18 protein-coding genes are annotated in these 20,812 nt (G+C 71.3%); 13 read left to right on the top strand and 5 right to left on the bottom strand.

Annotated elements, in window-relative coordinates; genetic code table 11:
* Positions 1-30: 30 nt before the first annotated feature.
* The 13 genes from TR49_RS01350 to TR49_RS01290 all read left to right on the top strand — a co-directional run bounded on the left by TR49_RS01350 (position 31) and on the right by TR49_RS01290 (position 15,525).
* Positions 31-1,404 carry an MATE family efflux transporter gene (locus TR49_RS01350; protein WP_063769997.1) on the top strand — a complete coding sequence of 458 codons (1,374 nt, stop codon included), beginning with the start codon at positions 31-33 and terminating at the stop codon, positions 1,402-1,404.
* Between the two features lie 134 nt (positions 1,405-1,538).
* Positions 1,539-3,314: a 3-hydroxyacyl-CoA dehydrogenase family protein gene (locus tag TR49_RS01345; protein WP_042376107.1), complete on the top strand. Its 1,776-nt coding sequence runs from the start codon at positions 1,539-1,541 to the stop codon at positions 3,312-3,314.
* A 20-nt stretch (positions 3,315-3,334) separates the two neighbouring features.
* Complete coding sequence (locus tag TR49_RS01340; RefSeq protein WP_084724438.1) at positions 3,335-4,165, top strand: TetR family transcriptional regulator; 831 nt, start codon at positions 3,335-3,337, stop codon at positions 4,163-4,165.
* 389 nt (positions 4,166-4,554) lie between these two features.
* Entirely contained in the window at positions 4,555-5,892 is a 1,338-nt protein-coding gene (gene ccrA / locus TR49_RS01335) for a crotonyl-CoA carboxylase/reductase (protein ID WP_042376385.1), read from the top strand.
* Between the two features lie 35 nt (positions 5,893-5,927).
* Positions 5,928-7,970, top strand: a complete 2,043-nt coding sequence (locus tag TR49_RS01330) for a protein meaA (protein WP_084724437.1) — start codon at positions 5,928-5,930, stop codon at positions 7,968-7,970.
* On the top strand, positions 7,967-8,926 hold the full coding sequence (locus tag TR49_RS01325) for an HpcH/HpaI aldolase/citrate lyase family protein (RefSeq protein WP_042376102.1): 960 nt from the start codon (positions 7,967-7,969) through the stop codon (positions 8,924-8,926). Before TR49_RS01330 ends, TR49_RS01325 begins: the two co-directional genes overlap by 4 nt.
* 3 nt (positions 8,927-8,929) lie before the next feature.
* Positions 8,930-9,433: a MaoC family dehydratase gene (locus TR49_RS01320; RefSeq protein ID WP_042374384.1), complete on the top strand. Its 504-nt coding sequence runs from the start codon at positions 8,930-8,932 to the stop codon at positions 9,431-9,433.
* 79 nt (positions 9,434-9,512) lie between these two features.
* Positions 9,513-10,721, top strand: a complete 1,209-nt coding sequence (locus TR49_RS01315) for an acyl-CoA dehydrogenase family protein (protein WP_042376100.1) — start codon at positions 9,513-9,515, stop codon at positions 10,719-10,721.
* Between the two features lie 393 nt (positions 10,722-11,114).
* Positions 11,115-11,771, top strand: a complete 657-nt coding sequence (locus TR49_RS01310; protein WP_042374382.1) for a phosphatidylserine decarboxylase — start codon at positions 11,115-11,117, stop codon at positions 11,769-11,771.
* A complete protein-coding gene (gene pssA, locus TR49_RS01305) occupies positions 11,758-12,648 on the top strand; it encodes a CDP-diacylglycerol--serine O-phosphatidyltransferase (RefSeq protein ID WP_063769996.1) in 891 nt (296 codons plus the stop codon). The genes TR49_RS01310 and pssA overlap by 14 nt, the downstream gene beginning before the upstream one ends.
* A gap of 97 nt (positions 12,649-12,745) precedes the next feature.
* Complete coding sequence (locus tag TR49_RS01300) at positions 12,746-13,465, top strand: leucine-rich repeat domain-containing protein (protein WP_174501533.1); 720 nt, start codon at positions 12,746-12,748, stop codon at positions 13,463-13,465.
* Between the two features lie 77 nt (positions 13,466-13,542).
* Positions 13,543-14,157, top strand: a complete 615-nt coding sequence (locus tag TR49_RS01295; RefSeq protein ID WP_042376098.1) for an ArsR/SmtB family transcription factor — start codon at positions 13,543-13,545, stop codon at positions 14,155-14,157.
* 114 nt (positions 14,158-14,271) lie between these two features.
* Entirely contained in the window at positions 14,272-15,525 is a 1,254-nt protein-coding gene (locus TR49_RS01290; protein WP_052433857.1) for an MFS transporter, read from the top strand.
* Between the two features lie 409 nt (positions 15,526-15,934).
* On the opposite strand, the gene TR49_RS01285 is transcribed toward TR49_RS01290, so the two are convergent.
* The 5 genes from TR49_RS01285 to TR49_RS01265 all read right to left on the bottom strand — a co-directional run bounded on the left by TR49_RS01285 (position 15,935) and on the right by TR49_RS01265 (position 20,782).
* Positions 15,935-16,429, bottom strand: a complete 495-nt coding sequence (locus TR49_RS01285) for a MarR family winged helix-turn-helix transcriptional regulator (protein WP_052433855.1) — start codon at positions 16,427-16,429, stop codon at positions 15,935-15,937.
* An 85-nt stretch (positions 16,430-16,514) separates the two neighbouring features.
* Positions 16,515-17,165 carry an NAD(P)-dependent oxidoreductase gene (locus TR49_RS01280; RefSeq protein ID WP_042376368.1) on the bottom strand — a complete coding sequence of 217 codons (651 nt, stop codon included), beginning with the start codon at positions 17,163-17,165 and terminating at the stop codon, positions 16,515-16,517.
* 95 nt (positions 17,166-17,260) lie between these two features.
* Positions 17,261-17,665 carry a tRNA (N6-threonylcarbamoyladenosine(37)-N6)-methyltransferase TrmO gene (gene tsaA / locus TR49_RS01275; protein ID WP_042376097.1) on the bottom strand — a complete coding sequence of 135 codons (405 nt, stop codon included), beginning with the start codon at positions 17,663-17,665 and terminating at the stop codon, positions 17,261-17,263.
* 59 nt (positions 17,666-17,724) lie between these two features.
* The gene (locus TR49_RS01270; RefSeq protein ID WP_042376095.1) at positions 17,725-18,075 is read right to left on the bottom strand and encodes a 5-carboxymethyl-2-hydroxymuconate Delta-isomerase; all 351 of its coding nucleotides are present in this window, start codon (positions 18,073-18,075) and stop codon (positions 17,725-17,727) included.
* 103 nt (positions 18,076-18,178) lie between these two features.
* Complete coding sequence (locus tag TR49_RS01265) at positions 18,179-20,782, bottom strand: glycosyl hydrolase (protein WP_042376362.1); 2,604 nt, start codon at positions 20,780-20,782, stop codon at positions 18,179-18,181.
* Positions 20,783-20,812: the final 30 nt, after the last annotated feature.

Below are 20,812 nucleotides of genomic sequence, written 5' to 3'. Positions count from 1 at the left end.
AGACACTCGAATAGAGGTAGCCTCCTGCCCATGCCCTCCCCCACCGACACGTCCCGCACTCCTTCGACGAGTACAGCCCTGCTCGCCCTCGCGGGGCCCGTCTACGTCGAACTGCTGTCGGGCGTCGTCGCCGGGATCGTCGACACGTTCTGGGTCGCCCGCCTCGGGCGGACCGCGATCGGGGCCGTCGCCGTCGCGACCACCGTCGAGAACGTGCTGCTCGGCGTGGTGCTGGCGATCGGCGTCGGCACGACCGTGCTGCTCGCTGCGGAGCGCGGCGCGCTGCGCGCCACCGCGCGGGCGGCCTGGCTGCTCTGGCTGGCCGTCACCCCGCTCGTTGCGCTCGGCGGCTGGGCCGTGCGCGAGCCGCTGGCGGCCGTCCTGACCGGCGGCGAGGGAGCGCAGAGCGGGGCCGCCGCCGCCTTCCTCGCCGTCTCGATGCCGGGCGTCGCCGTCTACTTCGCACAGAACGTCGTGGACGGGATCTTCAAGGGTCTCGGCGACACCCGCACCCCGATGCGGATGGCCCTGCTCGCCAACGCCACCCTGCTGGTGCTCGACCCGGTGCTGATCTACGGCCTGTGCGGCGCGCCGCGCCTCGGCGTCACCGGCGCCGCGCTCGCGCTGGTCGCCTCCCGTGTCGCGCCGCTGCTCGTCAGCCTCCGGCGGGCCCGCCGCCTGCTGCACCGCGCGGAGCCGGCGACCCGCCTGCGGCCCGCCGAGGCCGCCCGCCGCATCCTCCGCGTCGGCCTGCCGACGTCCGCGGACTTCGTCGCGCGGATGCTGATCGGCCTGGCCATGGTCGCCCTGACGGCCCGCTTCGGCGCCGTTCCGCTGGCCGCGTACGGGATCGGCACCAAGGTCATGCTGGTGGCGACGATGGCCTTCTACGCCGTCCGCCAGGCCGCCTCGATCCGGCTGGGCCGCACGCCGGAGGCGCTCGCGTCGATCCGGCGGCAGGCGCTGCAGCTGGCCTGGGCCGCCGCGCTCGTCGCGGACGCGGTCCTGCTGGCCGCGCCGGAGCCGCTGCTGCGGGTGTTCACCGGGGACGCGGCCGTCCTGCACGCCGGCGTGGTGCTGTTCCGCTACCTCGCCGGCTACCTGCTCGCGCTCGCGGGCGTCGTCGCCCTCGCAGGGGCGCTGCTGGCGACGGGGCGTGCGGCCGTCATGCTGCGGATCACCGTGCTCGGCGCGGCCGCGCAGATCCCGCTCGCCTGGGCGCTGGACCGGGTCATGGGAGTCCAGGGCGTGTGGCTGGCGATGCCACTCGGCACCGCGCTCCAGCTCGCCCTCACGTTCGGAGCGCTCTTCCTACCGGGCGGTAAGCGGGGTATCGTTGCTGCACCACCTCCGTCGGCGTTGGGAGCCGCCGCGACGGAAGGTCTGGGTACTTCGTCACGCTGAGCCTGCGCCCTCGGCGTCCTTTGATCTCTTTCACCACGGTCCTCAGTCGCGCCGTGGCCTCTCTTCACCTCTCATCGCCGCCGCGTCGGAGCGGAACGACCGCGGCGTACTCCCTGCTTCCCAGGAGTCACGCCATGACCAGTCCCTTCCCTACCGTCGCCGTCGTCGGCCTCGGCACCATGGGCGCCGGAATCGCCGAGATCACGGCCCGCAGCGGCCGTCAGGTGATCGGCATCGAGGCCACCGCCGCCGACGCGCACGCCGCCCGCGCCCGGATCGAGGAGGCCACCGCACACTCGGTGCGGCGCGGCCGTCTCACCGAGGAGGAGCGCACGGAGCTGCTCGGCCGGATCCGGGTGACCGACGAGCTGGCCGCCGCCGCCGAGGCGCAGCTGGTCATCGAGGAGCTTCCGGAGCAGCTTGAGCTCAAGCGCGAGCTCTTCGCCGAGCTGGACAAGATCTGCCCGCCGGAGACCGTCCTCGCGACCGGCACCACGGCCCTGTCCGTCACCCGGATCGCGGCCGCGACCGGCCGCCCGGAGCGGGTCCTCGGGCTGCACTTCTTCAACCCCGCGCCGGTGATGCAGCTGGTGGAGGTGGTCCGCACGGTGCTGACCGGGCCGCAGGCGGCGGACGACGCGGCGGAGTTCGCCCGCTCGCTCGGCAAGTCGCCGGTCGCGGCCGGGGACCGGGCCGGGTTCATCGTCAACGGCCTGCTCTTCGCCTACCTCAACCAGGCCGCCGCGATGTTCGAGTCGCGCTACGCCAGCCGCGAGGACATCGACGCCGCCATGCGCTTCGGCTGCGGTCTGCCGATGGGCCCGCTGGCCCTGCTCGACCTGATCGGCGTCGACACCGCCAAGACCGTGCTGGAGGCGATGTACGCGCAGTCGCACGACCGCCTCCACGCGCCCGCGCCGATCCTCGGTCAGCTGGCCTCCGCCGGGCTGCTGGGCCGCAAGACGGGCCGTGGCTTCTACACCTACGCCGCCCCCGGCTCCTCCGAGGTCGTCGCCGACCCGGGCGCCGCGGCCAAGCTCCGCGTCGCCGGACGCGAGGTGCGCAGCGTCGGCGTCTGCGGCTCCGGCACGATGGCGACCGGCATCGCGGAGGTCTTCGCCAAGGCGGGCTACGACGTCACGATCGTCGCCCGCAGCCAGGAGAAGGCGGACAAGGCCAAGGCCGCGATCCAGAAGTCGCTGGACCGCATGGTCGGCAAGGGCCGCCTGTCCGAGGAGGACCGCGACGCGGCGCTGGCCCGGGTCACCCCGAGCGGCAGCTACGAGGACCTCCACAGCGTCGACCTGGCCATGGAGGCCGTCGCCGAGGACCTGAACGTCAAGCGCGAGCTGTTCGCCGCCCTCGACAAGATCTGCAAGCCGGGCGCGGTGCTGGCGACGACCACCTCCTCGCTCCCGGTGATCCAGTGCGCGACGGCCACCAGCCGTCCCCAGGACGTCATCGGCATGCACTTCTTCAACCCGGCCCCGGCCATGAAGCTGGTCGAGGTGGTCTCCACCGTCCTGACCGCCGAGGACGTCACCGCGACCGTGCTCGACCTGTGCGGCAAGGTCCGCAAGCACCCGGTGGAGTGCGGCGACCGGGCCGGCTTCATCGTCAACGCGCTGCTCTTCCCCTACCTCAACGACGCCGTGCGGATGATCGAGGAGCACTACGCCTCGGTCGACGACGTCGACACCGCCATGAAGCTCGGCTGCGGCTACCCGATGGGCCCGTTCGAGCTGCTGGACGTGGTCGGCCTGGACGTCTCGCTGACGATCGAGAAGGTGCTGCACGCCGAGTTCCGCGAGCCGGGCCTGGCGCCTGCGCCGCTGCTGGAGCACCTGGTGACCGCGGGCTGCCTGGGCCGCAAGACCGGCCGCGGCTTCCGCGACCACGCGCGTCGATGAGGCCAGGTAGCCTTCCGGTCATGACCACGGAAGAGCAGCTGCTGGAGCAGGCGGGCCTGGACGGCGCCGCGAGCGACGCGGGGACGTCCGGCACGAACGGCGGCCCCGGCCGCCGGGCGACGGCCCAACGCCAGCTGATGCGCCAGGAGCTGGCCGCTGCGGCCATGGAGCTGTTCGCCTCCCAGGGCTACGAGGAGACGACGGTCGACCAGATCGCCGCGGCGGCGGGCGTGGCCCGGCGCACCTTCTTCCGGTACTTCCGGTCCAAGGAGGAGGCGATCTTCCCGGACCACGACGACACCCTGGTCCGCGTCGCCGACCTGCTGGCCAGCGCCGACCCGAGCGAGCATCCGCTGGACGTGGTCTGCCGGGGCATCAAGGAGGTGCTGCGGATGTACGCGGCGACCCCCTCGGTCTCGGTGGCGCGCTACCGGCTGATCCGCCAGGTGCCGACGCTGCGCGAACGGGAGATCGCCGTGGTCGCCCGCTACGAGCGGTTGTTCACGCGCTACCTGCTCGGTCGCTTCGACACCGACCAGGGCGACGACGCGATGCTGGCCGAGGTCTCGGCCGCAGCCGTCGTCGCGGCCCACAACCACGTGCTGCGCCGCTGGCTGCGGGCCGGCGGCCGGGGCGAGGTGGAGGCGCAGCTGGACCACGCCTTCGAGGCGATCCGGCGGACGTTCTGGGGCGACCTCTCCACCCGCCGCGGCGAACGCCCGGCACTCCAGCTGGCACCCAGTGCCGCCAATGGTGGCGACTACGTCATCACCGTGGCCCGCGCAGACGCGCCGCTGGACGAGGTCATGGCCGGCATCCGCGCCGCCCTGACCGGCCAGAACGAGGCATAACCGCAGGTCACACCGGCCACACAGCACCCACGCACAGCAGCCCCTCGCCAGGTCCGGCGAGGGGCTGCTGTGTCGTGTTGCAAGGTGATGACGCTCACGTGACACTGGATGCAATTGGTGGCACGCAGTGTCTTTACGAGTGGCACAGGGTGCCAGTACGTTGTTACCCACTGGTCGCGGCGCCGCGGCTCCCCACCCGGCGCGCCTCGACCTCCCGCCCGCGCGCCACCCCTGCGCAGGCCGCAGTCCCAAGCAACAGCTCGACAGCACCCCGCGACTGACGTAGCCGGCGTCCGCTCCCGGCCACACCGAAGACCGCCCCCCGTCCCACTGACGCACCCTGCACCCCTCACGCAGGTACGCCGCCGCCGGAGGCAGCCATGGCAGCCATGAAGGAAATTCTCGCCGCGATCCAGAACCCGGACACCACCGCCGCTGATTACGCGGCGCTGGAGCTCCCGGAGTCCTACCGCGCGATCACGCTCCACAAGGACGAGCAGGAGATGTTCGCCGGCCTTGAGAGCCGCGACAAGGACCCGCGCAAGTCCCTGCACCTGGACGAGATCGCCCTGCCGGAGCTCGGCCCGGGCGAGGCCCTGGTCGCCGTGATGGCCAGCGCGGTCAACTACAACACCGTGTGGAGCTCGATCTACGAGCCGGTCTCCACCTTCTCCTTCCTGGAGCGCTATGGCCGCCTCAGCCCCGAAGCCGCCCGCCACGACCAGCCGTACCACGTCCTGGGCTCCGACCTGGCCGGTGTCGTGCTGCGGACCGGGCCGGGCGTGCACGCCTGGAAGCCCGGCGACCAGGTGGTCGCCCACTGTCTCAGCGTCGAGCTGGAGAGCGCCGACGGCCACAACGACACGATGCTGGACCCCGAGCAGCGCATCTGGGGCTTCGAGACCAACTACGGCGGTCTCGCGGAGGTCGCGCTGGTCAAGTCCAACCAGCTGATGCCCAAGCCGAAGCACCTCACCTGGGAGGAGGCGGCGTCGCCGGGCCTGGTCAACTCCACCGCCTACCGCCAGCTGGTCTCCCGCAACGGCGCCGGCATGAAGCAGGGCGACAACGTGCTGATCTGGGGCGCCAGCGGCGGTCTCGGCTCCTACGCCACCCAGTACGCCCTGGCCGGCGGCGCCAACCCGATCTGCGTGGTCTCCAGCGAGGCCAAGGCCAAGATCTGCGAGGCCATGGGCGCCGAGGCGATCATCGACCGCAGCGCCGAGGGCTACAGGTTCTGGAAGGACGAGCAGAACCAGGACCCGCGCGAGTGGAAGCGCTTCGGCGGAAAGATCCGCGAGCTGACGGGCGGTGAGGACGTCGACATCGTCTTCGAGCACCCGGGCCGCGAGACCTTCGGCGCCTCGGTCTACGTCACCCGCAAGGGCGGCACCATCGTCACCTGCGCCTCCACCTCCGGCTACATGCACCAGTACGACAACCGCTACCTGTGGATGTCGCTCAAGCGCATCGTCGGCTCGCACTTCGCCAACTACCGCGAGGCGTGGGAGGCCAACCGCCTGATCGCCAAGGGCAAGATCCACCCGACCCTGTCCAAGACCTACTCCCTCGCCGAGACCGGTCAGGCGTCGCTGGACGTCCACCACAACAAGCACCAGGGCAAGGTCGGCGTCCTGTGCCTGGCGCCCGAGGAGGGCCTCGGTGTCACGGACCACGAGCTGCGCGCCAAGCACCTGACCGCCATCAACCGCTTCCGCGGCGAGTAGTCGGTTCGAGTCGAGTAGTCGGAGAGCAGACGAAGATGACTGTCCATCGGGACCGGCCCTGGCTGATGCGGACCTACGCGGGGCACTCCTCCGCGGCCGCCTCGAACGAGCTGTACCGGAAGAACCTGGCGAAGGGTCAGACGGGCCTCTCCGTCGCCTTCGACCTGCCGACACAGACCGGCTACAACCCCGACCACGTCCTCGCCCGCGGCGAGGTCGGGCGGGTCGGGGTCCCGGTCAGCCACGTGGGCGACATGCGGACCCTCTTCGAGGGCATCCCGCTGGAGCGCACCAACACCTCGATGACCATCAACGCCACGGCCATGTGGCTGCTGGCGATGTACCAGGTGGTCGCCGAGGAACAGGGCGCGGACATCGCCAAGCTGACCGGGACCACCCAGAACGACATCATCAAGGAGTACCTGTCGCGCGGGACGCACGTCTTCCCGCCCGGGCCCTCCATTCGGCTGACCACCGACATGATCGCGTACACGGTCGCCAACATCCCCAAGTGGAACCCGATCAACATCTGCAGCTACCACCTGCAGGAGGCCGGGGCCACGCCGGTGCAGGAGCTGGCCTTCGCGATGTGCACGGCCATCGCCGTGCTCGACGCGGTCCGCGACAGCGGCCAGGTCAAGCCGAACCAGATGGGCGAGGTGGTCGGCCGGATCTCCTTCTTCGTCAACGCGGGCGTCCGCTTCGTCGAGGAGATGTGCAAGCTGCGGGCCTTCTCGCAGCTGTGGGAGAAGGTGACGCTGGAGCGTTACGGCGTCACCGACCCCAAGCAGCGGCGATTCCGTTACGGCGTCCAGGTGAACTCGCTCGGCCTTACCGAGGCGCAGCCGGAGAACAACGTCCAGCGCATCGTGCTGGAGATGCTCGCGGTGACGCTGTCGAAGGACGCGCGGGCCCGGGCCGTGCAGCTGCCGGCCTGGAACGAGGCGCTGGGCCTGCCCCGGCCCTGGGACCAGCAGTGGTCTCTGCGGATCCAGCAGGTGCTGGCCTTCGAGTCGGACCTGCTGGAGTACGGGGACCTGTTCACCGGCAGCGTCGTGGTCGAGGGCAAGGTCGCCGAGCTGGTCGAGGGCGCCGAGGCGGAGATCGCCAAGGTGCAGGAGATGGGCGGGGCCGTGGCCGCCGTCGAGTCCGGCTACCTCAAGGCCGCGCTGGTGGCCTCGCACGCCGAGCGCCGCGGGCGGATCGAGTCGGGCGAGGACAAGGTCGTCGGCGTCAACTGCTACGAGACCACCGAGCCGAGCCCGCTGACGGCCGACCTGGACACCGCGATCATGGTCGTGGACGGGGACGCCGAGCGCGCCGTCGCCGAGGCCTTCGCGAGCTGGGTGGCCGAGCGGGACGAGGCCGCCGCGCAGGCGGCGCTGGCCGAGCTCAAGGCGCAGGCCGCCACCGACGCCAACCTGATGGCCGCCACCCTGGACTGCGTCCGTGCGGGCGTCACCACCGGCGAGTGGGCCGAGGCGCTGCGCGACGTCTTCGGCGAGTACCGCGCGCCCACGGGCGTCGGCGGCGCGCCGATCACCGGCGTGATCGACCCGGAGAGCGGTTCCGAACTCCTGACGGTGCGTGAGGCGGTCGCCCGCACGGCCGAGGAGCTCGGGAGTGGCAAGCTCCGGCTGCTGGTCGGCAAGCCCGGCCTGGACGGTCACTCCAACGGCGCCGAGCAGATCGCCGTCCGGGCCCGCGACGCCGGCTTCGAGGTCGTCTACCAAGGCATCCGGTTGACGCCTGAGCAGATCACGGCCGCGGCCATCGCCGAGGACGTCCACTGCGTCGGCCTGTCGATCCTCTCGGGCGCCCACGCCGAGCTGGTGCCGGACGTGCTCCACCGGCTGCGACGCGCCGGGGTGGAGGACATGCCGGTCGTCGTCGGCGGGATCATCCCGGCCGCGGACGAGCAGGCCCTGCTTGCCCAGGGCGTGGCGGCGGTGTTCACTCCGAAGGACTTCGGGATCACCGCGATCATCGGCCGTATCGTCGACGAGATCCGTCTGGCCAACGGCCTGGACCCGATCTTCACCACCACGGACATCAAGGAAGAGACCCTCGCCTCATGAGCACTGTGAACCGCTTGCGTCCGCGCCGTTCCTGCCTGGCTGTCCCGGGCTCCAACCCGCGCTTCCTGGAGAAGGCCCAGGGCCTCCCCGCCGACCAGGTCTTCCTGGACCTGGAGGACGCCTGCGCGCCGCTGGCCAAGGAGGGCGCCCGCCACACCATCGTCGAGTTCCTGAACAACGGCGACTGGACCGGCAAGACCCGCGTGGTCCGCGTCAACGACTGGACCACGCACTGGACCTACCGTGACGTCGTCACCGTCGTCGAGGGCGCGGGCCAGAACCTGGACTGCATCATGCTGCCCAAGGTCCAGGACGCCCAGCAGATCGTCGCGCTGGACCTGCTGCTGACGCAGATCGAGAAGACCATGGGCTTCGAGGTCGGCAAGATCGGCATCGAGGCGCAGATCGAGAACGCGCGTGGTCTGATCAACGTCGACGAGATCGCCCAGGCCTCGCCGCGGCTGGAGACCATCATCTTCGGCCCGGCCGACTTCATGGCCTCGATCAACATGAAGTCCCTCGTCGTCGGCGAGCAGCCGCCCGGCTACCCGGCGGACGCCTACCACTACATCCTGATGCGCATCCTGATGGCCGCCCGCGCCAACGACCTGCAGGCCATCGACGGCCCCTACCTGCAGATCAAGAACGTCGACGGCTACCGCGAGGTCGCCGGCCGCTCCGCCGCGCTGGGCTTCGACGGCAAGTGGGTGCTGCACCCCGGCCAGGTCGACGCCGCCAACGAGGTCTTCTCCCCCTCCCAGGAGGACTACGACCACGCCGAGCTGATCCTGGACGCCTACGACTGGTGCACCTCCGAGGCGGGCGGCAAGAAGGGCTCCGCGATGCTCGGCGACGAGATGATCGACGAGGCCTCCCGCAAGATGGCCCTGGTCATCGCGGGCAAGGGACGCGCCGCCGGCATGCAGCGCACCACCAAGTTCGAGATCCCGGAGTAGAGCATGCAGTTCGGACGCACCTACGAGGAGTTCGAGGTCGGCGCGGTCTACAAGCACTGGCCAGGAAAGACCGTCACCGAGTACGACGACCACCTCTTCTGTCTGCTGACCATGAACCACCACCCGCTGCACATGGACGCGAACTACGCGACCACCACCGTGCAGGGCAAGAACGTCGTGGTCGGCAACTACATCTACTCGCTGCTGCTCGGCATGAGCGTGGAGGACGTCTCCGGCAAGGCCCTGGCCAACCTGGAGATCGAGTCGCTCAAGCACGTCGCGCCGACCTTCCACGGCGACACCATCTACGGCCAGACCGAGGTCCTCGACAAGAAGATGACCTCGAAGCCCGACCGCGGCATCGTGTACGTCGAGACCAAGGGCTACAACCAGGACGGGACGCTCGTCTGCGTCTTCCGCCGCAAGGTGATGGTCCCCACCGAGCAGTACCTCAAGGAGCGCGGCGGCGACCAGCCCGGTCGCCCCGAGCTGCGCGAGCAGCCGTAACCCTCCCCACAGTGCTCGAGCGCTCCACGGTGTATGCCACGCCCGTGGGGCGCTCGGACAGAAGAGAAGGACACGACCCATGGGACGCCTCGCCCAGACCGAAGGTCTCAACGAGATCCAGCAGGAGATCCTCGCGACCGTTCGCAGCTTTGTCGACAAGGAGATCATTCCGGTCGCCACCGAGCTGGAGCACCGCGACGAGTACCCCACCGACATCGTCGAGGGCCTCAAGGAGATGGGGATCTTCGGCCTGATGATCCCGGAGGAGTACGGCGGCCTCGGCGAGTCGCTGCTCACCTACGCCCTGACCGTGGAGGAGATCGCCCGCGGCTGGATGTCGGTGTCCGGCATCATCAACACCCACTTCATCGTGGCCTACATGATCAACGCCCACGGCACGCAGGAGCAGAAGGACTACTTCCTGCCGCGCATGGCCATCGGCGAGATCCGCGGCGCCTTCTCCATGTCCGAGCCGGGCCTCGGCTCCGACGTCTCCGCGATCTCCACCAAGGGCGTCAAGGACGAGAGCGGCGAGTTCTACGTCCTCAACGGCCAGAAGATGTGGCTGACCAACGGCGGCACGTCCTCCGTGATCGCCTGCCTGGTCAAGACGGACGAGGGCCACTCCTCCCCCTACAAGAACCTCACCACCTTCCTGATCGAGAAGACGCCGGGCTTCGGCCCGAACGAGACGGTCAAGGGCCTGACCGTCCCCGGCAAGATCGAGAAGATGGGCTACAAGGGCGTCGACACCACCGAGCTGGTGCTCGAGGACGTCAGGCTGCCCGCCGACCGCATCCTGGGCGGCGTCCCGGGCCGCGGTTTCTACCAGATGATGGACGGCGTCGAGGTCGGCCGCGTCAACGTCGCCGCCCGCGGCTGCGGCGTCGCGCAGCGCGCCTTCGAGCTGGGCATCCGCTACGCCCAGCAGCGCCAGACCTTCGGCAAGAAGATCGCCGAGCACCAGGCCATCCAGTTCAAGCTGGCCGAGATGGCGACCAAGGTCGAGGCCGCGCACCAGATGATGGTGATGGCCGCGCGCAAGAAGGATTCCGGCCAGCGCAACGACCTCGAGGCCGGCATGGCCAAGTACCTGGCCTCGGAGTACTGCAAGGAGGTCGTCGAGGACTCCTTCCGGATCCACGGCGGCTACGGCTTCTCCAAGGAGTACGAGATCGAGCGCCTCTACCGCGAGGCCCCGATGCTGCTCATCGGTGAAGGTACTGCGGAGATCCAGAAGATGATCGTGGGTCGCCGCCTGCTGGAGGAGTACAAGCTCGCCGAGTAGTCCAGACTTGCCGGGAGCGCAGGCTGGGGAGCATGGCGCACTTGGCAGCACGGGGGCGTGGATCGAAATGGTCCACGCCCCTGCTTCCTTGTAGTGACCAACTTTCCCCGGCGCCAAGAGGAGGCCAAGAAAGGCCGATGAACTGGCCAATGATCTGAGGGGTTTGTCACCGTTCGCCTACAACCCTTGGACCTGGCCGCTCAAGCGGCTTACCTTGGCGGAGCAAGAGAAAGCCGAGAGAAACGCGGGAGCACCCCACTAGGGTTCCCGGAGCTTGCTTCGGCACCACCCGCTGCCGATAGCATCCCCTCGGACGGCCAAGTGTCATCAAGGCCGCAGCCGTCCCCGAACCCCTCGACACCGCGACCTTGTCGGTCGCGACAAAGGTCTTCGATGCCCCTTCGTCCGTCCCATCCGACCGACGCCCCCCGGCCGCGCGTGACCCTGGCCCGCGGAGCGTCCCCTTGGCTCGTCCCCACCGTGCTCACGGCCGCCGCATGCACCGCCCTCACCCGGCGCAACGGCAGATGGGCACTGGCCGCGGTGCCGGCCTCCGCGCTGAGCGCGGGCATGCTCTGGTTCTTCCGCGACCCCGAGCGTGAGCTCGGCGCCGGCCGGGTGATCTCCCCGGCCGACGGCGTGGTCCAGAGCATCGACGCCTGGCCGGACGGCCGCACCCGTGTGGCGATCTTCATGAGCCCGCTCAACGTGCACGTCAACCGCGCCCCGCTGGACGGCGTGGTGCGCTCCGTGGAGCACGTCCCCGGCGGCTACGTGCCGGCGTTCAACAAGGACAGCGACCGCAACGAGCGCGTCGTCTGGCACTTCGACACCGAGCTCGGCGACATCGAGATGGTGCAGATCGCGGGCGCGGTGGCCCGCCGCATCGTCCCCTACGTCACCAGCGGCACCAAGGTCCAGCGCGGCGAGCGGGTCGGCCTGATCCGCTTCGGCTCGCGCGTGGACACCTACCTCCCTGCGGGCGTCCAGCCCGGCGTCGAGGTGGGACAGAAGACGACGGCAGGGGTGACTCGCCTTGACCGTGACTGACCCCGAGCGGTTCGAGCAGGGCTACGCCGAACAGGACGACGAGGAGCAGGAGCGCGTCGCGCGCCGGCTGCGCTGGGCCCGCGACCGCGAGCTGCGCCGCCCGCTGTCCCCGCAGCACCTCTCCACGGCCGACCTGTTCACCCTGGGCAACGCCGTCTGCGGCTTCCTGGCGATCTACTGCACCACGACGGGCGTCCTCATCCCGCACCTCACCGGTGTGGCGACGAGCGGCGACCGCCGCAGCGCCGCGGCCGCGGTCACGCTGCTGCTGATCGGCTCCATGTGCGACCTGTTCGACGGGCTGGTGGCGCGCAAGCTGCGCTCGTCCGCGCTGGGCGCGGAGCTGGACAACCTGGCCGACCTGATCAGCTTCGGCATCGCGCCGGCCTACTTCGTCGTGGTCTGGGGCATGACCGCCGGCGGCGCGCACCAGCGCGTCAGCGCGGGCATCGCGATCATGGTGCTGCTGGCCGTCGTACTGCGCCTGGCACGCTTCTCCTGCACGGCCGCCCGTCCCGGCGTCTTCCAGGGCATGCCCTCGCCGATGGGCGCGCTGACGGTGATCTCCATCGTGCTGCTGAACCCGCAGTTCGTGCTGGGCGCGGTCGGCATCGTCGCGGTCTCGGCGCTGATGGTCAGCCAGGTCGAGTACCCGAAGCCACAGGGCAAGCTGGCCACGGCCACGCTGGTGTGGATCGTCGTCTCCATGGGCTGCCTCGCCGCCTGGGCGACGGGTCTGCCGGGCGGTGCGACGCTGCTCCAGATCGGCGCCTCGCTCCAGGTCACCCTGGCCCTGATGGCCCCGCTCATGGTCATCCGCCGCAAGGTCGGCGACGTCCGCGCCAAGCGCGCGGAGGCGCGCAGCGCGACGCACTGAGCGAACACGTTCCGCCATCACGAGGGCGCCCGACCGTACGACGGTCGGGCGCCCTCGCGCATGCTCCCGTTCCGGTGACGGCGCCGAGGAGGCCCGGATGACGCGCACGATCAACCTCTGGCGGCAGCGGCTCGACGAGGTCCCGGAGGAGGTGTGGGCCGATCCCGACGTGCAGGTGCTGATCCTCGCGGACACCGGGATCGGCTCGCTCCCGGCGCGGATCGGTGCGCTGCGGCGGCTGCGGGTGCTGGACCTGGGACACAACGCACTCACGTCCGTGCCCGAGGAGCTCGGGCTGCTCGGTGGGCTGTCCGACTGCCTGTACCTGCACGACAACCGACTGACCGCGCTGCCGGAGGCGCTCGGGCGGCTCACCGCCCTGCGGTACCTCAACGTCGGCGAGAACCCGCTCGGCGCGCTGCCGGAGGCGGTCGGGCGGATGGCCGGGCTGGTCGAGCTGCGGGCGCAGGACTGCGGGCTGACGGCGCTCCCCGACGCGGTCGGCGAGCTGGGGCGACTGCGGGAGCTGCACCTGCGCGGCAACGCGCTGACCGCGCTGCCGGACTCGTTCCGCGCGCTGCGCGAGCTGCGGGTGCTGGAGCTGCGGGACAACCGCCTGGACGCCGTGCCCGGGGCCCTGCGGGGGCTCCCGCGGCTGCGCCACCTCGACCTTCGCGGCAACCGCCTCACCGCCCCGCCGGGGTGGATCGCCGAGCTGCCCGCCCTGGAGAAGCTCGACCTGCGCTGGACCGGAGTGGAGCCCGCTCCGGAGCTGCTGGCCGCCCTGGAGACGCGGGGCTGCTTCGTCCTGAGCTGAGACCGGCGGAACGCAATGGAAAGACTTCTTTCGAAAGAAGTCTTTCCATTGGCGTGCCGACTCGCTACGCTCAACCCATGAGCCGCACCGAGCCGAACCCTCCCCTCCGGTCCGTCCGCGATCCGCGGAGCCTCCGGGCCCTGGCGCACCCCGCACGGATCGCGTTGCTGGAGGCCCTGGCGCTGCGCGGGACGCTCACCGCGACGGAGGCCGCCGAGATCATCGGCGGGAACGCCTCGAACGCCTCGTACCACCTGCGGACGCTCGCCTCGCACGGCTACGTCACCCAGGCCGAGGGCGGCGTGGGCCGCGAGCGGCCCTGGCGGCTGGACGGCGCCGGGATGAGCATCGACGAGAACGACGAGGACCCGAACGTCGCGCAGGCAGCCCGCGCCCTGACCGCGGTGTTCAGCGAGCGCTGGGACGAGCGGCGGCGCCGGTACCAGGCGACGCGCGACCAGTACCCCGAGACCGTCCGCCGGGCGACCGGCGAGGGGCAGGCGCTGCTCTTCGTCACCCCTGAGGAGATGGCGCAGGTCAAGGACGAGATCGTCGCCATCCTGCTGCGCTACCAGGACCGGATCGAGGATCCGGCCGCCAGGCCGGAGGGCACGGTGCCGTTCGAGGTCGTCGTCTCGAACATCCCCTTCGCCCTCGAGCCCGAGTCAGCACCGGAGTCAGAACCGGAGTAAGCACCGGAGAGCCGAGCGCTCCGCCGAACGTCCAGCACCAACCCCGTCTCCCGGCGAGGGTCTGTCTGTCATGCCCATGCCCTGCCCATGTCTCCCGGAGGGGATCACCCACCCATGCGCACCCTGCTCTCGCAACCCCGCATGCGCCTGTACTTCCTCGGCAACACCCTCAGCACCATCGGCGACTACGCCCTCTGGCTCGCCTCGGGCGTGTGGGTGAAGGAGCTCACCGGGTCGACCGCCCAGGCGGGCCTGTGCATGCTCAGCCTGATCCTGGGGACGCTGCTCTCCCCCGTCACCGGATACGTCGTGGACAGGACGCGGCGCAAGCCGCTGCTGATGGCGACCAACGCCGTGACCGGTCTGGCGGTGCTCGCGCTCACCCAGGTGCACGGTCCGGACGACGTATGGCTGATATATGCCGTCATGTTCGTCAACGGCCTGGCCGTCTCGCTCACCGACTCCGCGATGACGGCCCTGCTGCCCGCCATGGTGGAGCCGGAGCAGCTCGCCGCCGCCAACGGGCTGTCGCAGGCGCTGACGCAGGGCCAGCGGCTGATCACGCCCGCTCTGGGCATCGGTCTGCTGACCGCCTTCGGCGGCGGCGCGGTGGCCGGGATCGACGCCGCCTCGTTCGCGGCGGGCCTGCTGTGCTGGGCCTTCGTCAAGGTCGACGACCCGCGTCCGGCGGCCGACGGCGTCAGCCGTCGCGGGCAGACCACCGCCGGCTTCCGGTTCCTGCTGCGGACCCCGTCGCTGCGGCAGCTCAGCACCACGCTCTTCGTCGGACTGTTCGTAGCGGGCATGTTCGAGACCCTGGGCTTCGCGGTGGTGACCGTCGGCCTGCACCGCGCCCCGACGTGGATGGGCGTGCTGGTGACGGTGATGGGCGTCTCCGGCATCGTCGGCGGACTGCTGGTCGGCTCGCTGATCAAGCCCCTCGGCCCCGGGCGGCTGACCGCCCTCGGTCTCGCCCTCTGCGGCGCCGGAGCGCTCGCCTTCGCGGCTCCGCTGACGGCGGTCGTCCTGCTCGGCGCCCTGTGCATGGGCTTCGCCCTGCCGTGCATCATCGTCGGCTCCATGACCGCGGTTCAGCTCACCACTCCCAAGGAGCTGCTGGGCCGCGTGTCCGGCGCGGACATCTTCCTGACGACGTGCGGCCAGGCCCTCGGCATGGCGACCGGCTCGGCCCTCATCACCGCGGTCTTCTACCGCGACATCGCCTACGCGGCCGCCGCGCTGCTGGCCGTCAGCGCCCTCTACCTGGTCACCCGCCGCGAGCAGCGCCTGCCGCAGGCCGCGGCGACGGACGCCGCGAGCGAGCCGGTCACGCCCGACGCGCCGCTCCCGGCCGAGGGCCGCGTCTGACCCCTCGGCAGGCCGCCGGTGACCGCCTCCGCTTCGCGGACGGCGGTCACCGGCGTTCCAAGGCCTTCACTCGCCCGGGCCGGGCGTCCGGCTCTCGACGTTCCGCAGCGGGCGCGACCTCCCGCTCGAACTAGCGGGAGCAGCGCAGACCGGGGCGCCGAGCCGCCCGGGCCGGGCCTCCGGCTCTAGACGTCCGCAGCGGGCGCGACCTCCCGCTCGAACCAGCGAGAGCAGCGCAGACCGGGGCGCCGAGCCGCCCGGGCCGGGCCTCCGGCTCTAGACGTCCGCAGCGGGCGCGACCTCCCGCTCGAACCAGCGGGAGCAGCGCAGGGCAGGGCGCCGAGCCCGCCCGGGCCGACGACGGGCGCGGAAGCCTCACTCGCCGCCCCCGCAGGGCGGAGCCGCCCGCTCACCCCAGCGGGGGCAGCGCCTCCTGGGCGTGGCGGCCGAGCTCGTCCAGGCCCGCGATGGTGGCGGCGAGCTGCTCCGGCTTCAGGACCTCGAAGACGTGCTCGTCGATGGCGGCGGCATGTCGGCGCGCCGCCTCGGCGAGCTTGCGCTCGCCGAGCGGCGTGATGGTGACGATCTGGATCCGGCGGTCCGTCCGGGAGCGCTCGCGCAGCACCAGGCCTGCCTCGACCATCCGGTCCACCAGGCGGGTCGCCCCACCGCTGGTGAGGACGGCGTCACGGGACAGGTCCCCCATGGTCGCGCCCTCGGGCGCGGCGGCGAGCCGGAGCAGCACCTCGAACATCGCGTGCGAGATGCCGCTCTCGCGTTCCATCGCCGCCCCGAGCAGTCGCTCCAACCTTGCGGCCGCCGTCAGCAGAACCCCGAACGCCTGGACGCGTTCGTCGGCGACGGCGTCGGCGGCGGTCTGGATGCTGATGCTGGCAGCGGTCATCGTGCGGCTCCTTCCCCAGGGGATCGTGCAAACGTTACCGCCCGTTCGTCGCCGACTACCCTCCGGGGCGAGTCCGGGTCGGTGACTATCGGCCGACGGTGAAGCGACGACCGAGGTGGGCGGGCCGCTCGATCTCGTCGACGAGGGCGACCGCGTAGTCCTCGGTGCTGATGTGGCTCTCGCCCGCGGAGTCCACGACCAGCTGCTCCGTGCCGGTGCGGTAAGCGCCGGTGCGCTCGCCGGGCTGTATGAGCGCGGCAGGGCTGAGCACGGTCCAGGTGACGTCGTCGACGGTGTTGTAGTACGCCTGCGCGTCGCCGTGGGCGTGCATGATCTGCAGCAGCCAGTCCGGCAGGCCGGGCGCGTCCCAGACCCGCACACCGGGCGCGGTCTCCAGGCTGCCGGCCCCGCCGACGGCGATCAGGCGCGGCGCGCCCGTGCCCAGCCCGCGCAGGCCCTCGACGAGCGCCTGCGCCGCAGGCTCGATGAGTGCGGCGTGCCCCGGGCCGTCACCGCCGCCGACGGCGCTGACCAGTACGTCCTGCCCGGCGGCGATCTTCGCGACGGACGCGGGGTCGAGTGCGTCCCCGGCGAGGACGGCGGCGACGCCGTCCTCCGGGCGGTAGGCGGCGGGGTCCCGTACGACGGCGGTGACCTCGTGGCCCCGGAGCAGGGCCTCGGCAACGACCCGGGACCCGATGGCACCCTTGGCTCCGAGAACGGCGATCTTGGCCATGAGCTGCGCCTCCATGTCATGAGCGACGGAATCTCCGCGCTTCCGCCCCTCATAACATCTGACTACTCAGATAAATTCCGGCTCCGGCGACCTGCTCAGCGATCCCTGGTGAGCAGCGGCTTGACGTCCAGGATCGGCGTCCCGTCGATCGCTTCGAGGTTGCGGACGTGGACCCGCGTGCCCTCGACGGCGAGGACGTGCACGTCGTGCAGACCGATCGGGTTGGGCCGGTCGGGCGCGCGCGTGGCGAAGACGCCGGTGAGCGGCCGCGCGGCGTCCCCGCGCGGGCGCACGGCCAGCGTGTCGCGGTCCGCACGGTCGAGCCAGGTGAGCAGCAGCACGTCCATGCCCGCCGCCAGCCCGTCCAGGGCGGCGGCGTACACGTCGTCGAAGACCAGCCAGGCGTCGGGCGCCCCCTCGTCGGGCTGGCGCGGCGCCCCCGCCCGGTCGGCCAGGACGGACTCGACATGCCCGACCGGGCGCAGCTCGTATGCGGTCAAGGGTGCGGATCTCCTTCCGTGAGCGCCCTCGGGGGCCGCTCTCGACCGCCTGCGGGCTGCTACGCACCGACCGGGTGGACGGAGCGGTAGGTGGCGCGGTCGAGTTCGGTGATCTCGACCGCCAGCGAGGCCGGAACGGTCACATGGGCCTGGAGCAGGGCGAGGACGCGGGCGGACAGGTCCGCGCGGAGGTCGGCGCTGCGACCGGAGAGGAGCTTGATCTCCAGCAGGACCACGGGGTGCCCGGCGGAGCCGTCGCCGACGAAGGACTCGGGGGCCGGACGGAAGACCGTCTTGCACTCGGAGATCCTGGCGTCGATCACCTCGGCGATGAGCGGGTGCAGGTCCTTGGCGAAAGCCCTGCGGTCGAAAGCGAGTTCGGCGGAGTGGTCGACGAGGATCTGCGGCACGGGAGCCTCCCGGGGCAGGCGACAGGGTGCTTCGACGCTACCGGAAACCGCGCGGCCCCCGTCCGCCAAAGGCGGACGCGGGCCGCGTGGGCGCGCCGGGGGTTCAGCCGCGGCCGAGGTCGCGCAGGTCGATCGCGTAGATGCCGCGCCCGTGGGTGGCCGCGTAGACGCGGCCGTCGGGGCCGAGCAGGATCTGGTCGACCGAGACCGCCGGGAGTTCGGCGATCGCGCGCCACTGGCTGCGGCCCGGGGCGCGGTAGACCGCACCGAGGTCCGTGCCGACGAGCAGGCCTCCGGCCGGGGTCAGCGCGATCGAGTCGACCGGGACGTCCGGCAGGTTGGCCGAGACGTCCGTCCAGGTCGCGCCCGAGTCGTGGGTCTCGAAGACGTGGCCGACGCCCGAGCCCGGACCCTCGTTCCAGTCGCGGGAGAAGCCGCTGAAGGTCAGGTAGGCGTGCGAGCTGTCCGCCGGGTCGACGGCGATGTCGCTGATGTAGCGGTTCGGCAGGTTCGCCGGCAGGGCGAGCTGCTGCCAGCCGGTGCCGTCCGCGTTGCCGACGGCCACGCCGTGCGTGAAGCCCTGGCTGTTGCACGGGCCGCACCAGGCCGCGTAGACCTTGCCGCCGGAGGAGGCGACCGCCGTCGCCACGTGCCCGGCGCCCAGGTCGAAGGCGCTGGTCCAGGCCGAGGACGAGCGGATGGCGAAGCCCTGGTTCTGCACCCAGACGTGCTGGCCGCCCGCGACCCACAGGTTCGGGTTCTTCAGGTCGGTCGCCAGCGGCGCGATGAAGCGCGCCGCGGAGGTGGCGTTGTCCGGCGGCGGCACGTCGTAGGTGGTCGGCGCACCCAGGCCGTTGTTGGCGGCGCAGTCCTGGGTGACGTTGATCTCCAGGTAGACGTACTCCTGGGCCTCGTTGCAGCCGTTGGTCGGGTCGACCAGCGTCATGCCGCCGTCGCCGCCGAAGTTGGAGCCCATCACCGTGTCGACGGCCCTGGATCCGTAACCCCGCAGCACCGACTGGCCGTTGTCCTGCAGACCGCCGGTGACGACCTCGCCCTTGCCCGCCGGGTCGGCGCCGACGCCGACCGAGTAGAACTGCAGGGTGTCGATGGTGCCGTCGTTGAGCGAGGTCCAGTCGGTGGCGTGGCCGAGGGAGTTGGCCTGCCCGTCCACCGGACGCTTGTACAGGCCGCCGTCGTTGGCGGCGAAGACGTAGCTCTGGCCGTTCATGCTGCCGATGGCCAGGCCGTGCTGGTCCGGGTGCGTGGTCTGCGGGCAGGTGCCGCTCTGCGCGTTCGGGTCCAGGCTCCAGCAGGACAGCGGGAAGTTCCAGTACGGGCCGGGGGTGGTCCAGGTGGCACCGCCGTCCTTGGTCTCGAAGACCTCCTCCAGGCCCGCGTAGACGTGGTCGTGGTCCTTCGGGTCCACGATCAGCGACTCGTCGTACCAGGACTGGTTCCCGGGGCTGTCCAGCACCGATCCGGACCCGGCCAGCGAGGAGGCGTCCGCCAGCTTGGTCCAGGGGCCGAACGGCGAGCCCGACTTGGAGACGTAGATGCCGCCCAGCCCGGCGCCCGCGTTCAGCGAGTTCGGCGACTGGGTGAGGGCGTAGTAGCGCTGGTGGTCAGCGGAGGCGGCGAAGGTGACCGCACCCACGTCGTCGGCGTCCGTCGGCAGGTCGCCGAGCCCGGAGGTGACGCGCTGCCAGGTGCCGCCGGTGTTGCTGTAGTAGCCGCCGTAGTCGGAGCCGTTGGGCAGCGCGCCCGAGCGCCAGCCGATCGCCGCCAGCACGTGGTTCGGGTCGGCCGGGTCGAACGCGATGTCGCTGACGATGTTCTCGTAGGCGGCGTTGGAGTCGCCGGCCAGGGAGTGGCCCGGCAGGTAGTCGGGGTTCGGCGCGAACTCCAGCTTCCACGGCCCACGGAGGTTGGTGACCGAGTGCGACCACAGGCCCTCGGTGGTGGCCGCCCAGATCTTGTCGCCCGAGATGCGCAGCTCGTGGATGCTGCTGCTCTGCAGCTCGTCGCCACCGACGCGCTCACGCGGGGAGAAGCTGCCGCGGGAGGGGTCGTCCAGCACGTAGACGCCGCTGCCGAGGTAGGCGTCCGCGTTGGTGGTCGCCTCACCGGTGCCGAGCCAGAGCCGGCCCCTGCCGTCCAGGGTGAGCGCGCCGGTCGCCTGCGCGGGCAGCCGGTCGCTGATGGACTGCCAGTGGCCGCCACCGCTGGTCGAGCGCCACACGCCGCCGCCGGCCGCACCCTCGTACACGTCGCCGTGGCTGTCCGCGGCGACGGCCGCGGCGCGGCCGGTCACCAGGCCCATGCCGGCGGTCGAGTTGGAGTTGTAGTCGCGGTAGCGCGGGTCGTCCGAGTTGTACGGGAGCCGGGTCACCTGGCGCCAGTCGCCGCCGGTGCGTTGGAGGTTCTCCATCGCCGCCCAGGCCGCGCCGTACGCTCCCGGCTGCACGACGCCCGGGGAGTTGCGCTCCTCGGCGCGCTGGTCGGCGCCCTCGGCTATCTCGTCCGACTCCTCCCCGCCGTCACCGTCGCCGCCGGTGCTCACCTGGGCGTGCACACCGCCGCTCACGGGGTGCACGTGGTGGACCGGCATGCCGATCGCGGGAGTCGTGGCCGCCAGCGCGCCTGCTGCGGCGGTGGCGGTGGCGAGCAGGACAAGGCGCCTGCGGCCGTGGTGCGGGATCGTCAACGGGTCCTCCCCGGAAGTGTGGATGTCCAC

The organism is Streptacidiphilus melanogenes (assembly GCF_000787835.1).
Classification (GTDB): Bacteria; Actinomycetota; Actinomycetes; order Streptomycetales; family Streptomycetaceae; genus Streptacidiphilus; species Streptacidiphilus melanogenes.
The sequence above is the reverse complement of the archived record's forward strand: the minus strand, read 5'-3'. Positions and strand labels throughout refer to the sequence as shown.

Excerpts from the sequence above, each read along its gene's own strand:
- TR49_RS01350 (WP_063769997.1), top strand. The coding sequence starts at position 31 with ATGCCCTCCCCCACCGACACGTCCCGCACTCCTTCGACGAGTACAGCC.
- TR49_RS01345 (WP_042376107.1), top strand. The coding sequence starts at position 1,539 with ATGACCAGTCCCTTCCCTACCGTCGCCGTCGTCGGCCTCGGCACCATG.
- TR49_RS01340 (WP_084724438.1), top strand. The coding sequence starts at position 3,335 with ATGACCACGGAAGAGCAGCTGCTGGAGCAGGCGGGCCTGGACGGCGCC.
- ccrA (WP_042376385.1), top strand. The coding sequence starts at position 4,555 with ATGAAGGAAATTCTCGCCGCGATCCAGAACCCGGACACCACCGCCGCT.
- TR49_RS01330 (WP_084724437.1), top strand. The coding sequence starts at position 5,928 with ATGACTGTCCATCGGGACCGGCCCTGGCTGATGCGGACCTACGCGGGG.
- TR49_RS01325 (WP_042376102.1), top strand. The coding sequence starts at position 7,967 with ATGAGCACTGTGAACCGCTTGCGTCCGCGCCGTTCCTGCCTGGCTGTC.
- TR49_RS01320 (WP_042374384.1), top strand. The coding sequence starts at position 8,930 with ATGCAGTTCGGACGCACCTACGAGGAGTTCGAGGTCGGCGCGGTCTAC.
- TR49_RS01315 (WP_042376100.1), top strand. The coding sequence starts at position 9,513 with ATGGGACGCCTCGCCCAGACCGAAGGTCTCAACGAGATCCAGCAGGAG.
- TR49_RS01310 (WP_042374382.1), top strand. The coding sequence starts at position 11,115 with ATGCCCCTTCGTCCGTCCCATCCGACCGACGCCCCCCGGCCGCGCGTG.
- TR49_RS01300 (WP_174501533.1), top strand. The coding sequence starts at position 12,746 with ATGACGCGCACGATCAACCTCTGGCGGCAGCGGCTCGACGAGGTCCCG.
- TR49_RS01295 (WP_042376098.1), top strand. The coding sequence starts at position 13,543 with ATGAGCCGCACCGAGCCGAACCCTCCCCTCCGGTCCGTCCGCGATCCG.
- TR49_RS01290 (WP_052433857.1), top strand. The coding sequence starts at position 14,272 with ATGCGCACCCTGCTCTCGCAACCCCGCATGCGCCTGTACTTCCTCGGC.
- TR49_RS01285 (WP_052433855.1), bottom strand. The coding sequence starts at position 16,429 with ATGACCGCTGCCAGCATCAGCATCCAGACCGCCGCCGACGCCGTCGCC.
- TR49_RS01280 (WP_042376368.1), bottom strand. The coding sequence starts at position 17,165 with ATGGCCAAGATCGCCGTTCTCGGAGCCAAGGGTGCCATCGGGTCCCGG.